Consider the following 14,869-nt stretch of genomic DNA (forward strand, 5'->3'; position numbering starts at 1 on the left):
AGCGAAGCCATGAACGACATGAGCGCCGCCAAGATGAATGAACCGCTGAAGCCCGCCGATTTTGCGACCGATCAGGAAGTGCGCTGGTGCCCCGGCTGCGGGGACTATGCGATCCTGAAATGCATGCAGCGCACCCTGCCGGACCTCGGCGTGACGCGCGAAAACACCGTGTTTGTCTCAGGGATCGGCTGCTCCAGCCGCTTCCCCTATTATATGAATACCTACGGCTTCCACACGATCCACGGCCGCGCGCCGGCGATTGCGACGGGGCTGAAGCTCGCCAACAACGATCTGGATGTCTGGGTCGTCACGGGGGACGGCGACGGGCTTTCGATCGGCGGCAACCATCTGATGCATGCGCTGCGCCGTAACGTGGACCTCAAGATCCTGCTCTTCAACAACAAGATTTACGGCCTCACCAAGGGGCAATATAGCCCGACATCGGACGTCGGCACCCGCTCGCCCTCCACCCCCGATGGCTCGCTTGACCCTTCGCTTGATCCGATTAGTTTCGCGCTCGGTGCCAACGCGCCCTTCGTGGCCCGCACGGTGGATACGGCACAGAAGCATATGCCCATCGTCTTCACCCGCGCCCATCAGTTCAAGGGCACGGCGTTCGTGGAAATCCTGCAGAATTGCATTGTCTATAACGATGATGTCTGGGCGAAGGTGACCGACAAGGCCTCGGCCCCCGATCACCAGCTGCATCTGGAGCATGGCAAGCCGATGCTGTTCGGCAAGGACAATGAGAAGGGCATTCGCTTCAACCCCGCGACCTTCAGCCTTGAGGTTGTCACGCTCGGCAACGGCGTCGACCTTGAGCATATCCAGGTGCATGACGAAACCAGCCTGCCGCTCGCCCAGATGGTCGCCCGCCTCGGCCACAAGGAAGGCGAGCCGGTCGCCATGGGGGTGATCTACGCCGCGCCACGCGGTGAGACCTACACCGAAGCCGTCCTCGGTCGCGTCGCCAGCGCCAAGGGCCGCCGCAGCCTGCAGGACATCATGAAGGCCGGCGAGACCTGGGTGGTGGAGTAAGCTGGCCACCCCTTCCGTCATGCCGGGCTTGACCCGGCATCCAGTCGTACAGGTGGCCGACATGGACCCCGGATCAGGTTCGGGGTGACGAAATGGCATATTGCCCCCGCCCATATTCCCCCCTATACCAATGCGTGACGGTGCCCCTCGGGAGAGGGGATAAAAGGAAACGGGGTGGAAATCCCCGACTGTACCCGCAACTGTAAGCGGCGAGCGATGGTCCGAAATGCCACTGGTGCAAACCGGGAAGGCGGACCGAAGCCGAGACCCGCATAGTCAGGAAGCCTGCCGTCACGTCGTCGATCCCGGGACCGGGTCAGTCCAAGGGAGCGGGTATCCGTACCGGCGACACGTATGTGTTGCCGTGTGCGTCGGGCCCGCCGAGACGACCTTTGCTTCGTCATCAGCGCCAGTCCTTTCCGCCACGGCTTTGGGTCCATCCGGCCGTTTCGGCCGGGAACAAGGCTATTTGACGATGACGAAACTGACTTTTTTTCTGCTTCTCTCCACCCTTCTCACCCCCGCCGCCATCGCGGCCGGCGAGGTGGAAACCATCGAAGTGACCGCCGTCCGCGCGGGTGATCTCTCCCGCGCCGGTGTCAGCCTCAGCGTGATCGATGGCACCGCGCTTGAAAACCGGCAGGTTTACCGCCTTGCCGATGTGCTGGCCGAAGTGCCGGGCATGGCCGCCGCCACCGCCGGCTCGGTCGGCGGGCAGACGCAGCTTCGCCTGCGCGGTGCCGAAGCCAACCAGGTGCTGGTGCTGGTGGACGGCGTGGAACTGAACGACCCCGCCGCTGGCGATGAAGTCCAGTTCGAACACCTGACGGGCCTTGACATTGAACGGATCGAAGTGGCGCGTGCGCCCCTTTCTGCCGTCTGGGGTTCCGATGCCGTAGCCGGGGTGATCAACATCATCACCAAACGTGCCGAGGAGGGCGTGCAGGGCCATGTGGGCGGCGAATATGGCGCGTTCGACACCAAACGCCTGTACGGCGCCGTGGGCGCCGGCAGCGAAACCTTCACGAGCCGACTTGCTGTCGGTTACGGCAAATCGGACGGCACCAATGTTTCCCGCACGGGAGACGAGGATGACGGCTATGAGAACCTCACCGTTTCGGGCGCCATCGGCGTGACCCCGAGCGAGGATTTCCGGCTGGACCTGACGCTGCGCCACACAGACGCTGAAAGCGAGTTCGACGGTACCGATTTCGCGACCGGCTTGCCGGCGGACAGCGACAACCGCACGGAAAACCACTCGACCACCCTGGGTGCCGCCGCACGCATCAGCCTGCTGGATGGCCGCTGGCAGCAGGGCCTGCGGGTCACCTTCCTTGATACATCGATCGACAATTATGTGGGTGAAGCAGCGGACGGCGCCACGAGCGCCCAGCGCCTTGGCCTTTACGCCGATGCAGCCTTCACGCTCAGCGAAGGCCATACGCTGACGTTTGCCGTTGATCATGAAAACACCGATTTCACGCAGGAAGGCATCGCCCAGCCGTGGGGTGATCCGAACCAGAAACGCTCGATGGATGTGACGGGCTTTGTGGCCGCCTATCAGGGTGATGTTCTGGAGGGTCTTACGCTCAATGCCAGCGTCCGCCACGATGACAACAGCGACTTCAGGAATTTCACCAGCTGGCGCTTTGCCCTGTCGCAGGACCTGATGGACGGTCGCGGCAAGGTCTATGCGAGTGCGGCCCGCGCCCAGAAGGCCCCGACCTTTGTGGAACGCTTCGGTTTCTATTCCGACCAGTTTGTCGGCAACCCGGACCTGACGCCCGAACGCAGTGTTTCGGTCGAGGTTGGCGGTTCGTTCGATTTGGTGCCCGAGAAGCTGACGCTCGGTGCCGCCGTCTATCGCACCCGCCTGAAGGACGAGATCAACGGTTTCGTGTTCGATCCTGCAAGCGGGCTTTATACCGCTGGCAATGTGGACGGCAAATCGAAACGGGACGGCTTTGAACTGACCGCCGACGCCCGCCCGGTGGATGGCTTCAGCCTTTCGGCGAGCTATGCCTTCGTGAATGCGAAGGAGCCCGATGGTGCGGGTGGCTACCAGCGTGAACTGCGGCGCCCGAAGCATAGCGGCAGCATCGTCGCCACATGGGAAGCAACAAGTGCGCTAACCCTGACGGCGAGTGCCGCCTACACCGGTGAAGCGCTTGATACCTTCTTCCCGCCGTGGCCGCTCGCCTCTGAAACATTGACGCTGAAATCCTATGTGCTCGCCCGTGTGACGGGCGCGTACCGCATCAACGATCATGTCAGCGTCACGGCGCGGGTCGAGAATGTCTTCGACGAGAAGTACGAGAATATCGTCGGCTTCGCGACACCGGGGGCAGCGGCTTACGCCGGCCTCCGCATCGCCCTTTAAGCGCCCTTTAAGAGACGGAGAAGCGCGATGACCCGGTTCCTGATCCTGTTTGCGGTGGTGGCGCGGCTGTTGCCGCACCCGATGAACTTCACGCCCATCGGTGCCTTCGGGCTTTTTGCCGGGGCACGGATGCCCCTCCTGCAGGCGCTGGCGCTGCCGGTCATCGCGCTTCTTGTCGGCAATATCATCACGGGCTTCTATGACGCCCGTGTGCTGATTGCCGTTTACATCGGCTTTCTGGCCGGACCCCTGATCGGGCGGGCGATGCTGCGCGCCCGGCGGGGTGTCGTGCCGGTGGCATCTGCCGTACTCGTCAATGCCATCGCCTTTTATCTTATCTCCAACATCGGCAACTGGATCGCCTTCTATCCGCCGACCTTCGCGGACCTGATGGCCTGCTATGTGGCCGGCTTGCCGATGCTCATGGCCTCGATTGCCGGCGATGCCGTCTATGCGACCCTGCTGTTCGGTGGGGAGGCCGCGATCGCCCACATGCGGGAAGCCCGACGGAATGAAGGCGGCCACGCGGCCTGAGGAAGCGGAGCCCATGCGGATCGCCTCTCTTCTCGCCAGCGCTACCGAAATCATCGCCGCTCTCGGGCTCAGGGGCAATCTCGTCGGCGTGTCACACTGCTGCGACTATCCGGCAGGCGTTGAAGGCCTGCCGGTGCTGACCTCAAGCGTCGTTGACAAGGCGGCCCCGCAGGCAGAGATCGACCGGATCGTGCGTGCGCATCTGGCGGATAACGCCGCCCTCTATGCGCTCGATACTGATCTTCTGGAAAAGCTGCAGCCAGACCTGATCGTCACGCAGGCTTTGTGCGACGTGTGCGCGGTTTCTGGCGAGGATGTGGAAGCCGCCCTTGGTGCGATTGCCTCAAAGCCCCGGCTTGTCAATCTGGAGCCTGTCACCCTTGCCGATGTGCTGAAAACCATCCATGCGGTGGCAGTGGCCGCTGGCGTGCCCGAACGCGGCGAGCAACTGGTGATGCGGCTGAATGCGCGGATCGACAGGGTCGTTGCCCGCGTCGCCCGGCATGAAACCAGCCCGCGCGTGCTGCTGCTTGACTGGCTCGATCCCCCCTTCATGGGAGGCCACTGGATTGCAGACCTCATCACGCTCGCGGGCGGGGTCGATGTGTCGGGTCTTTCAGGGGCGCCCTCGCGCCGTACGGACTGGGACGAGGTAGCAGCCCTGCAGCCCGATTATCTGATCCTCGCCATGTGCGGGTTCGAGCCCGCCCGCACCCGCGCCGATGCAGCCCTCGGTGAAGCTGCCGCAGCGCTCGCCGCCCTTGAACACGCCGGCACCAGGGTGCGGATCGTTGATGGCAATGGCCTCTTTAACCGGCCAGGCCCGCGCCTCGTGGACAGTCTTGAACTGCTGGCCTCGCTCATCCATCCGCTCTCTGACGAATCGCCATCGTCACGCCGCCTTTCCTTGCGATAAGGGGCTCACGGCGATAGTCTCGCCCCACGAATGACCGGGGGAAAATGCTATGTCGAAAAAGAAATGGATTATCGGCGCTGGTGCTGTTGTTGGTGTGGCGGTGGCAGGCCTCTGGTGGGCGGCGCCGACGATCAACGGCCCGTTCCTCGATTTCCTGACGGGCAAGGAAGCCAGTGCGGTTGACGAGCAAACCGCGAACAACCGTCTGCAAGTGCCTGAAGGCTTCAAGGTCGGCATTTATGCCGACGGGGTCGAGAAGGCCCGCATGATGCGCTTCACGGCAGCGGGCGACATGATCGTCGCCACGCACCGCGACGGCAAGATCGTGCTGCTGCACGCTGACAAGGACGGTGACGGCCGTGCCGACGGGCGCACGCTGCTGGCGGACGGACTCGACCTGCCGTCGGGCATCGATCTCGACGGCGAGTATCTTTATATCGCCGAGGAAACGCAGGTGAGCCGGGCGCCGTTTGACGCTGCCACCCGCACGATGGGCAAGATGGAAACCATCTTCACCGGCATGCCGGACGGCGGCAACCACCGCACCCGCACGCTCGGACTTGGGCCAGACGGGCGCCTTTATGTGACTGTGGGGTCCACCTGCAACGTCTGTATCGAAACCGAGCCTTACCGCGCTGAAATGATCGTGATGAACCGGGATGGTTCGGAGGCTCGCACCTATGCAACGGGGCTTCGGAACTCGGTCGGGTTCGACTGGCAGCCCGAAACCGGCAAGCTGTTCGCAACCGACAATGGCCGCGACCTGCTCGGTGACAACTATCCCCACTGCGAGCTGAACGAGGTTGTGGACGGCGGTTTCTATGGCTGGCCCTTCGCCAATAACGACAAGGAAATCGACCCCGACATGGGCAAGGGGCACGAGGCGGATGTTGCGCGCTCCATCGCGCCTGTGCATGGCTTCGGCGCCCACCGCGCACCGCTCGGCATGCGGTTCCTGACACCGGGGCGGGAGCCTGCAGGCTATGAAGGGGCGGCGCTGGTGGCAGAGCACGGCTCGTGGAACAGTTCGGTCCTCGTTGGTTACAAGGTTGTCAGCCTGCACTGGGGGCCGGATGGCAAAATCACCGAACGCGATTTCATGACCGGTTTCGAGAAGGATGAGGATGTCATCGGTCGCCCGGTCGATGTGGTGCAGGGACCGGACGGCGCCATCTATGTGTCGGACGATTATTCCGGCACCATCTACCGCGTCACCTGGGGCGGCATGGAGGCGGGCACCATGGACCGCGCGGCGGCGGATGCGACCGATCCGCTCGCCGGTATCGATCCCGCCCGGATCGAGGAACGCGCCGGGCTTGGCAAGCTCCTGTTCATCGGCAACGAATGTGCGTCCTGCCATGTGCAGGAGGCCGCACCCGAAGGGGTGGCCGTGAAGGAACTGAAAAACCTGAAAGCCCGGTTCGATATCGCAGGCCTCAAGGAACTGCTGGCCAACCCGCCTGGCCCGATGCCCACGTATGAACTTTCGGACGCCGAGCGCGAGGCGCTGGCGATCTATCTGCTGAAAGACGCGGGTTGATCAATCGGCTGGCGCATCGTTCGTGGTGCGCCAGTCTTCCCTCAGCTGGTCGATACCGCCGGACGGGCCGAGCCGATCAAGATCATCCATCGTGATCGCCGCTTCCGGGGCGCCTGCGGCCGCGTACACGGCGGCCAGTTCGCCCGAACGGATCATCCCGCGCAGGCTTTCCGCCACGTCCGTCAACAGGGACGCGTGGGACTTGTGCAGGACGTGATAGCAGAAAGCCGGGTTCAAGGGAGCCGGCTGGCTATGGAATCCGCCGGGGATATGTTGTTCGAGAAGCTGCAGGCTGGTGGGCGAAAGCGCAATGTCGATCCGGCCGCGCCGCAACATTCCAAACAGGTGACCATAGGTTGGCGCCTCAATCAGATTGAGGTCGCCAAGGCTGAGTTCAAGCATGCGAACGCCCCGAATGGTGGCGACCTCGTATGCCTTGAGGTCGGCGAGGGTCATCTCCGGCGATGGCAGCGGCCGGGTGGTATAGAGCCGGAAGCCGATCTTGCAGAGCGGGACTGGAACGGGCACGAGGTTTTCATAGGCCACAGCTCCCATGCCAAGGGCGACCGGCAAGCCGTCATAAACGCCTTCGTTCGCCTGTGCCGGCGCCCGTTTGCGGGGCAGGTGGGCAAGTTCCAGTCTCATCCCGAGTTTCGCGTAAGCTTGCTCGAGGACACGAATGACCGGTGCGTCCGTCGTCAGTTCTGAAACGGCCAGTCGAATGACCGGCTGCTCCGCGACGGCGGGCAGGGTGGCCCCGGTCGTGAAGACTGTAAACGCCAGGGTAATGGCAATCCCGGTAAAGCGCATGATCCAGTGTCTTTTCTGTCGTTGTTGACGAACAGCGAGTAGATCGCCGCGATTCTCCCACGGGATTCGTATGAAAATCAAGAGCTTGTAGGATCCGGGTCGGCGTCCCCTTCAGGGGTCGGCGCTTGCAGCAGTTTTTCGGTCTCGCCTGCAAGCGCGGGTTCCAGTCCGCCCGTGGGACCGAGGGTATCGAGCATTTCAGGCGTGATAGCGGACTCGGGTGCACCTTGTGCGTCATACATGGCAGCCATGTCGCCATTTTCGACAAGGGTGCGAAGCGCAGCGTGCAGTTTTGCAAACGCATCGCTGCAGGCGGGTCGAACCATGTGATAGCCAAAACGCGGGGTGATCGGCGCGGGGAAGATGTTGAGGTCCGTATCCTGCGTTTCGGCGTAGCGCGCGAAGCTGAGCGTGCCGAGGGCAAGATTGGCGCGGTCGTGCCTCAGCAGTTTCAGGATGGCGTCATAGGTGCCCATTTCCACCCAGCGCCGGTGGCCGAGGAGATTGGCGAGATGGGTGAAGCCCGATGGCAGCACCAGCCGGTAGCGGGTGATGTCCTCGAGCGTCTTCACATCATTGGGCCCAAGCGAATAGCTCGCCAGATAATAGGTGACCCGCGCGACCGGCACTGGCACGGGCAGGAAATTCTCGGCGTCTTCGATGCGGGGTTCCGCCGAAATAAGGATGGCATCGACCTCGGCGACCGAAAGGCTCGCTGCCGTGCGGCGGTTGGGGAGGACGCGAAATTCGGCATCCACGCCCGCCATCCCGTAGGCGCGCTCGACCACTGTATTAAGGGGGGAGGCGGCCAGCGCTTCGGGCACCGCCACGGTCATGGGGGTGCAGGCGGCCTCATCGGCGGCTGCGGGAATTGCGAGCAGGGCCACAAGGCCGAGCCCGAATGCTGCTGAGAGATGGCGGCGCTTGCGAGCCACGGTCATGCCTGCCTGTTACCTACCCCGAGCTTACTAGAACGCGTCGGGTATACGACTGTCAACCTTTCGAAGAATCAATGGCTTAAAGTTTACCAGTCGTCGTCTTCGTCCTCGTCATCAAATACAACTTCGCCGATCAGGTCATAGTCGGTCGCCTCGGTGATATAGGCCATCACCATGGTGCCGGGGATCAGGTCGGTGGCGCCGGGCAGATAGACCTTGCCGTCGATTTCCGGGGCGTCGGCATAGGTGCGGCCAACGGCACCCTCGTCGTCCACGTCATCGATCAGCACAGCCATTTCAAGGCCGACACGTTCCTGAAGTTTCTCGGCCGAGATCGCCTGCGCCACTTCCATGAAGCGGTTCCAGCGGTCCTGCTTCACGTCCTCAGGCACCTGATCCGGCAGCTCGTTGGCGGCCGCACCCTCAACGGGCTCGTATTTGAAGCAGCCGACACGGTCGAGCCGGGCTTCTTTCAGCCAGTCGAGGAGATACTGGAAGTCTTCTTCCGTTTCGCCGGGGAAGCCGACGATGAAGGTGGAGCGGATGACGATCTCGGGGCAGATATCGCGCCACTTGTGGATGCGTTCCAGCACCTTCTGTTCGTTGGCCGGGCGCTTCATGGCTTTCAGCACTTTGGGGCTCGCATGCTGGAAGGGAATATCCAGATACGGCAGGATCTTGCCTTCCGCCATCAGCGGGATCACGTCGTCCACATGCGGGTAGGGATACACATAATGGAGCCGCACCCAGACATCCATTTCGCCAAGCGCGGCGCAAAGGTCGGTCATGTGGGCGCGGACGTCCTTGTCCTTCCATTTCTCGGCTGCGTGTTTCTTGTCGACCCCGTAGGCCGAGGTATCCTGGCTGATGACGAGGATTTCCTGCACACCGGCTTCCACCAGCTTTTCAGCCTCGCGCAGCACTGCGCGCACGGGGCGTGAGACTAGATCGCCGCGGAACGACGGGATGATGCAGAATTTGCAGCGGTGGTTGCAGCCTTCCGAAATCTTCAGATAGGCATAATGGCGCGGCGTCAGGCGCAGGCCTTGCGGCGGCACCAGATGAGTGAAGGGGTCATGCGGCTGGGGGGCAGCCTTGTGGACTTCGTTCACCACGGCCTCATACTGATGGGGGCCAGTGACGGCAAGCACGCCCGGCGCCACTTCGCGGATTTTCTCTTCCTCGGGGCCGAGGCAGCCGGTGACGATCACCCGGCCGTTTTCTTCCATGGCTTCGCGGATCGCCGAAAGGCTCTCTTCCTTGGCGCTGTCGATGAAGCCGCAGGTGTTGACGACAACAACATCGGCGCCGTCATAGTCGGCGGCAATCTCATAGCCCTCGGAGCGGAGCTGCGTCAGGATGCGCTCGCTGTCGACAAGGGCCTTGGGGCAGCCAAGGGAAACGAAACCCACTTTGGAAGGCTTGTTCATCGTGTGCTTTCTATTCTACGGTCAGGCGCGCGGCTTATAACCGAAAGCGCCGGGGCGCGCCAGTGCTAGCAGAAATGTGTGAGAAAGCGGTTAAGGGGGAGGGCGATATGGACGCCGAAGAGTTCAAACGTCAGGGCCATGCCCTTGTCGACTGGATCGCCGACTATTTCGAGGGCGTGCGCGATTATCCGGTGCGGGCGCAGGTTGCCCCCGGCGAAATTGCGGCGAAGCTCGGTAAGCAAGTGCCCACGGAAGGCGAGGCTTTCGGTGCCATCTTCAAGGATTTCAAGGACATCATCGTTCCGGGCTCCACACACTGGCAGCATCCACGTTTTCTGGCCTATTTCCCCTCGAACGTGACACCGCCCTCGATCCTCGCCGACATGCTGACGGCAGCCATGAGCGTGAACGCCATGATCTGGGAAACGAGCCCGGCGGCGACCGAGCTGGAGGAACGCATGATGGAATGGCTGAAGCAGGCGATGGACCTGCCGGCCAGCTGGCAGGGAGTTATTCAGGACACCGCCTCCTCCGCCGTTTTCTGTGCCGTTCTTGCCGCCCGCGAGCGCGCCACGGGCTGGAAGGTGAACGCGGAAGGCCTGTATGCAGGGCCAAAGCTTGGTATCTATACCTCCGCCGAAACCCATTCGAGCCTGGAAAAAGCGGTGAAGATGGCGGGGCTTGGCAAGGCGAGCCTCCGAATTGTGCCGACGGACGACAGTTTCGCGATGCATCCCGGGGCTCTCTCCCGCATGATCGAGGAAGACAAGGCCGTCGGCATCCAGCCGGCCATGGTGGTGGCAAGCGTGGGCACCACGGGCGTTGGCGCGTGTGATCCCCTCAAGGCCATCGGCATCATCGCGCGGGCGCATGGCTGCTATTATCACGTCGATGCCGCATGGGCGGGCACGGCGATGATTGCGCCCGAGTTCCGCTACCTGATGGACGGGCTTGAGGTCGCAGACAGCTATGCCTTCAATCCGCACAAATGGATGGGCGTGGGCTTCGATTGTTCGGCCCATTTCGTGCGCGACAAGGAAACCCTGATCCGCACGCTGACGATCCTGCCCGAGTATCTGAAATCAACGGAAGGTGTGACCGATTACCGAGACTGGGGCATCCAGCTCGGCCGCCGCAACCGCGCGCTCAAACTGTGGTTTGTCCTGCGTTCCTACGGCACCGAGGCCATCGCGCAGATGGTGCGGAACCATGTGGCGTGGGCCACAGAGCTTGCCGGCCTCATCCGGGCCGACAAGGCTTTTGAGCTGGTCACCGGCCCCAATCTCGCGCTTCTGACCTTCCGCCTTACGGGCAAGGATGCCGATGCGCGCACCGAGGCGCTGCTCGAGGCCGTCAACAGCGACGGCTTCACCTATCTCACCCGCACCAAGGTGAAAGGGCGGCCCGTCATCCGTGTCTCCGTCGGTGCCTTCCGCACCACGCGGGGCGATGTTCTGGCCGCATGGGCGCGGGTGAAGGAACTGGCGGCTGGCTTCGGCTGATCCGCCCACGCTTACAACCCCCAATTCCCATATTCTTCAATTTGTTGTACTTTCCCCGAAGTGCGACATGTGGTGCGACGTTCCGCCTCTGCGACAGCCTGCCGCAGCGAAAGTTTGATCCTGATCAATAGACTGTCGCGCAAATCAGGCGACAAGGGAGCATCGACAGGCGGCTCCCTATTGGGGCGGCCTGCCCTTCACACTTGAGCTAGGGGACAAACGATGGGATGCGATGGAGCAACCGAGGTGGGAACCGGGCGGGGCAAATCAGCCTCGACCCTGATTTTCACCATTCTTTTTTCAGTCTTGGCGCTCGGCGGCGTGGTTGTCTCGGCGGGGGCCTGGGACAGCGTGATGCAGCTGCATGCGCTTCTTTTTGCCGCTTTCTGCGTGGGTGCCGTGGTCTTCCTCGGCAGCGATACGCTTAACACGCCCGAAGGCGCCTACCGCGAGCGGGTCGTCCGCGCGGGCGTGATCGCGTCCACTTTCTGGGGTGTGGTCGGCTTCATTGTCGGGCTGGTGATCGCCCTGCAACTGGCCTTCCCGGCCCTCAATCTGGATACGTCCTTCACGAACTTCGGGCGCCTGCGGCCGCTGCATACCAGCGCGGTGATCTTTGCCTTCGGTGGTAACGTGCTGATCGCGACGAGCTTCTATGTCGTGCAGAAAACCAGCCGGGCCAGCCTTTTCGGCAACGGCCTGTCGTGGTTCGTCTTCTGGGGCTACCAGCTCTTCATCGTGATGGCTGCAACCTCGTACCTGATGGGTGCGACCCAGGGCCGTGAATATGCCGAACCCGAATGGCACGTCGACCTCTGGCTGACCGTCGTCTGGGTTTCCTATCTTGTTGTCTTCCTCGGCACGCTGATGAAGCGCAAGGAGCCGCATATCTATGTGGCCAACTGGTTCTATCTCGGCTTCATCGTCACCATCGCCATGCTGCATCTGGGTAATAACCTCGCGGTGCCGATCAGCCCCTTCTCGAGCCGTTCGGTCGCGCTTTTCTCGGGTGTGCAGGATGCGCTCATTCAATGGTGGTACGGCCACAATGCGGTGGGCTTCTTCCTCACTGCCGGCTTCCTTGCCATCATGTATTATTTCGTGCCGAAAGCGGTCGGTCGCCCGGTCTATAGCTACCGGCTGTCGATCATCCACTTCTGGGCGCTGATCTTCCTTTATATCTGGGCCGGCCCGCACCACCTGCACTATACGGCGCTGCCCGACTGGTCGCAGACGCTCGGCATGGTCTTCTCGGTAATGCTGTGGATGCCCTCGTGGGGCGGCATGATCAACGGCCTGATGACGCTTTCGGGTGCTTGGGACAAGCTCCGCACCGACCCCGTGGTCCGCATGATGGTCGTCTCGATCGCCTTCTATGGCATGAGCACCTTTGAAGGTCCGCTGATGTCGATCAAGGCGGTGAACAGCCTCAGCCACTATACGGACTGGACAATCGGCCACGTGCATTCTGGCGCACTTGGCTGGGTGGCCTATGTCAGCTTCGGTGCCATCTATTGCCTTGCCAAATGGTGCTGGGGCCGCAAGCAGCTTTATTCCACCCGTCTTGTTGAATGGCACTTCTGGGTCTCGACGCTCGGCATCGTTCTCTACATCTCGTCGATGTGGGTTGCCGGTATCATGCAGGGCCTGATGTGGCGCGCCTACGATAACCTCGGCTTCCTGAAATACAGCTTCGTCGAGAGCGTCGAGCAGATGCACATTTACTATGTGATCCGCGCCGGCGGCGGCCTCCTCTTTGTGATCGGTTCGCTGATCATGGCCTTCAACATCTACAAGACCATCAAGGGCGACGTCAGGAAGGGCGAGGAAGTTATCGAACCCGCCCTGTCGGCCGCAGAATAGGAGGGCGCACATCATGGCCTTCAATCACGGAACCATCGAGAGAAACTCGATCCTCATGCTGGTGCTTGTCCTGATCGTCGTGGCGATCGGCGGCCTTGTGGAGATCGTTCCCCTGTTCCTTATCAAAAGCACGATCGAAAAGGTGGAGGGCATGCGGCCCTATACCCCGCTCGAACTGATGGGGCGCGAGATCTATATCCGCGAGGGCTGTTACAATTGCCATAGCCAGATGGTCCGCCCGCTTCGGGCCGAGGTCGAACGTTACGGCCACTATAGCCTGGCGGCGGAAAGCATGTATGACCATCCCTTCCAGTGGGGCTCAAAACGCACGGGGCCGGATCTTGCCCGCGTCGGCGGCAAATATTCGGATGAATGGCATGTCCTGCACATGACAGCACCTTCGAGCGTGGTGCCGGAAACGGTAATGCCGGGCTATCCCTTCCTCGCTTCCACGCCGCTCAAGTACGAGCATGTCGAAGCGCTGATGAAGGCACACCAGACCGTGGGCGTGCCCTATTCGGACGAGATGGTCGAGGCTGGCAAGGAAGACCTTGAAGCCCAGCTTGATCCCTTCTCGGAGGGTTATGACGGCCTTGTCGGCCGCTACGGCGACAAGGTGCAGATCCGCAACTTCGACACCAGGCCGGGTAGCCCGACAGAGCTTGATGCCCTTGTCGCCTATCTGCAGATGCTTGGCACGCTTGTCGACTTCGACCTGTACAAGGCCGAAGAGAACGCGCGCTGACGGGAGGCTCTGATGACTTATCAAGACGCCATCTATTTCGCGGAAACGGGAGGGCTCGTCCTTCTGGTCACCCTCTTCGTGGTCGCGGTTTTCTACGCCCTCTGGCCGGGCAACAGCGCGAAGTTCAACCGGGCGGCGTCCGCGCCGCTCCGCGACGATGATGACATGCCTGCCGCCCCCGGCGGCAAAGGAGACCGGTCATGAGCGACAAGCATGAAAAGGACATCGACCAGATCTCGGGTGTCGAGACCACGGGTCATGAATGGGACGGCATCAAGGAACTCAACAATCCCTTGCCGAAATGGTGGCTCTATACCTTCTATGCCACCATCCTGTTCGCCATCGGCTACACAATCGTCTATCCGTCCTGGCCCTTCCCGTCGGGTGATGGCTGGACCTATGTGAAAGGCACGGCCGATTATGCCCAGCGCACGGATGTGGCGGAGGAAATCGGCGCCGTGAAGGCGGAGCAGGCGAAATATGTGGACGAGATCCGCAGCGCCGACTTCGCCGCCATCACGGCGAACGACGAACTGCACGACTTCGCCCTGCAGGGCGGCAAGGCGGCATTCGGCGACAATTGCGCCGGTTGCCATGGCTCGGGCGCACAGGGTTTCACCGGCTTCCCGAACCTCAATGACGATGACTGGCTGTGGGGTGGCACTATCGACGCCATCTATACCACGATCCAGCACGGCATCCGGTCGGAAACCGATCCCGAAACCCGCCTCAGCGACATGCCCCGCTTCCTGGCGGATGGCATTCTGGACCGTGACGGTGTGCTTGATGTCACCGAATATGTCCTGTCGCTGTCGGGCAAGGCCGAAGATGAAGCCCGCGTTGCCCGCGGCGCTGTAATCTATGAAGAGCAGTGTGTGGCCTGCCATATGGAAGGCGGTGCAGGCAGCCATGATCTCGGTGCGCCGAAGCTATCCGACGCCATCTGGCTTTACGGCGGCGACCGGGCTGCGGTTTACGAGACGGTGGCTTATGCCCGGCGCGGCGTGATGCCGGCATGGGCTGGCCGCCTGGACGAGGCGACCATCAAGCAGCTCGCCCTTTATGTCTACAGCCTCGGTGGCGGTGAAGCCGCCCCGGTGGAGAGCATGGAAAGCCGCTGAGGCTTTCCCGCATAGCCAACGGTTGCGGCGGCATTGAGGGGTGCCGCCGCGA

13 protein-coding genes and 1 riboswitch are annotated in these 14,869 nt (G+C 62.1%); of the genes, 10 read left to right on the top strand and 3 right to left on the bottom strand.

The window, feature by feature from the left end:
• Positions 1-9: 9 nt before the first annotated feature.
• From OU694_RS13730 to OU694_RS13750, 5 genes are all read left to right on the top strand, one after another.
• Positions 10-1,038 (top strand): 2-oxoacid:ferredoxin oxidoreductase subunit beta, encoded by a 1,029-nt coding sequence (locus tag OU694_RS13730; RefSeq protein WP_308911581.1) that lies wholly within the window; start codon positions 10-12, stop codon positions 1,036-1,038.
• 121 nt (positions 1,039-1,159) lie between these two features.
• Positions 1,160-1,345, top strand: a riboswitch (cobalamin riboswitch).
• A gap of 168 nt (positions 1,346-1,513) precedes the next feature.
• Positions 1,514-3,418 (top strand): TonB-dependent receptor plug domain-containing protein, encoded by a 1,905-nt coding sequence (locus OU694_RS13735; protein WP_308911582.1) that lies wholly within the window; start codon positions 1,514-1,516, stop codon positions 3,416-3,418.
• A 27-nt stretch (positions 3,419-3,445) separates the two neighbouring features.
• The gene (locus tag OU694_RS13740) at positions 3,446-3,952 is read left to right on the top strand and encodes a DUF6580 family putative transport protein (RefSeq protein WP_308911583.1); all 507 of its coding nucleotides are present in this window, start codon (positions 3,446-3,448) and stop codon (positions 3,950-3,952) included.
• The gene (locus OU694_RS13745) at positions 3,930-4,868 is read left to right on the top strand and encodes an ABC transporter substrate-binding protein (RefSeq protein ID WP_308911584.1); all 939 of its coding nucleotides are present in this window, start codon (positions 3,930-3,932) and stop codon (positions 4,866-4,868) included. Before OU694_RS13740 ends, OU694_RS13745 begins: the two co-directional genes overlap by 23 nt.
• Positions 4,869-4,917: 49 nt before the next feature.
• Positions 4,918-6,408 carry a PQQ-dependent sugar dehydrogenase gene (locus OU694_RS13750; RefSeq protein ID WP_308911585.1) on the top strand — a complete coding sequence of 497 codons (1,491 nt, stop codon included), beginning with the start codon at positions 4,918-4,920 and terminating at the stop codon, positions 6,406-6,408.
• Here OU694_RS13750 and OU694_RS13755 read toward each other — a convergent pair whose 3' ends face one another.
• From OU694_RS13755 to rimO, 3 genes are all read right to left on the bottom strand, one after another.
• Entirely contained in the window at positions 6,409-7,218 is an 810-nt protein-coding gene (locus OU694_RS13755; protein WP_308911586.1) for a transporter substrate-binding domain-containing protein, read from the bottom strand.
• A gap of 77 nt (positions 7,219-7,295) precedes the next feature.
• Positions 7,296-8,159, bottom strand: coding sequence for a substrate-binding periplasmic protein (locus OU694_RS13760; RefSeq protein WP_308911587.1), 864 nt, complete (start codon positions 8,157-8,159; stop codon positions 7,296-7,298).
• A gap of 83 nt (positions 8,160-8,242) precedes the next feature.
• On the bottom strand, positions 8,243-9,586 hold the full coding sequence (rimO, locus tag OU694_RS13765; protein ID WP_308911588.1) for a 30S ribosomal protein S12 methylthiotransferase RimO: 1,344 nt from the start codon (positions 9,584-9,586) through the stop codon (positions 8,243-8,245).
• 107 nt (positions 9,587-9,693) lie between these two features.
• Here rimO and OU694_RS13770 point away from each other — a divergent pair, with 107 nt between their 5' ends.
• From OU694_RS13770 to ccoP, 5 genes are all read left to right on the top strand, one after another.
• Entirely contained in the window at positions 9,694-11,088 is a 1,395-nt protein-coding gene (locus OU694_RS13770) for a pyridoxal phosphate-dependent decarboxylase family protein (RefSeq protein ID WP_308911589.1), read from the top strand.
• Positions 11,089-11,310: 222 nt separating this feature from the next.
• The gene (gene ccoN / locus OU694_RS13775; RefSeq protein WP_308911590.1) at positions 11,311-12,951 is read left to right on the top strand and encodes a cytochrome-c oxidase, cbb3-type subunit I; all 1,641 of its coding nucleotides are present in this window, start codon (positions 11,311-11,313) and stop codon (positions 12,949-12,951) included.
• Positions 12,952-12,964: 13 nt separating this feature from the next.
• Positions 12,965-13,696: a cytochrome-c oxidase, cbb3-type subunit II gene (ccoO, locus tag OU694_RS13780; RefSeq protein ID WP_308911591.1), complete on the top strand. Its 732-nt coding sequence runs from the start codon at positions 12,965-12,967 to the stop codon at positions 13,694-13,696.
• A 12-nt stretch (positions 13,697-13,708) separates the two neighbouring features.
• Positions 13,709-13,900, top strand: coding sequence for a cbb3-type cytochrome c oxidase subunit 3 (locus OU694_RS13785; protein ID WP_308911592.1), 192 nt, complete (start codon positions 13,709-13,711; stop codon positions 13,898-13,900).
• Positions 13,897-14,817, top strand: coding sequence for a cytochrome-c oxidase, cbb3-type subunit III (gene ccoP / locus OU694_RS13790; RefSeq protein ID WP_308911593.1), 921 nt, complete (start codon positions 13,897-13,899; stop codon positions 14,815-14,817). Before OU694_RS13785 ends, ccoP begins: the two co-directional genes overlap by 4 nt.
• Positions 14,818-14,869 lie beyond the last annotated feature (52 nt).

It is taken from the genome of Pseudokordiimonas caeni, assembly GCF_026719705.1.
Classification (GTDB): Bacteria; Pseudomonadota; Alphaproteobacteria; order Sphingomonadales; family Kordiimonadaceae; genus Gimibacter; species Gimibacter caeni.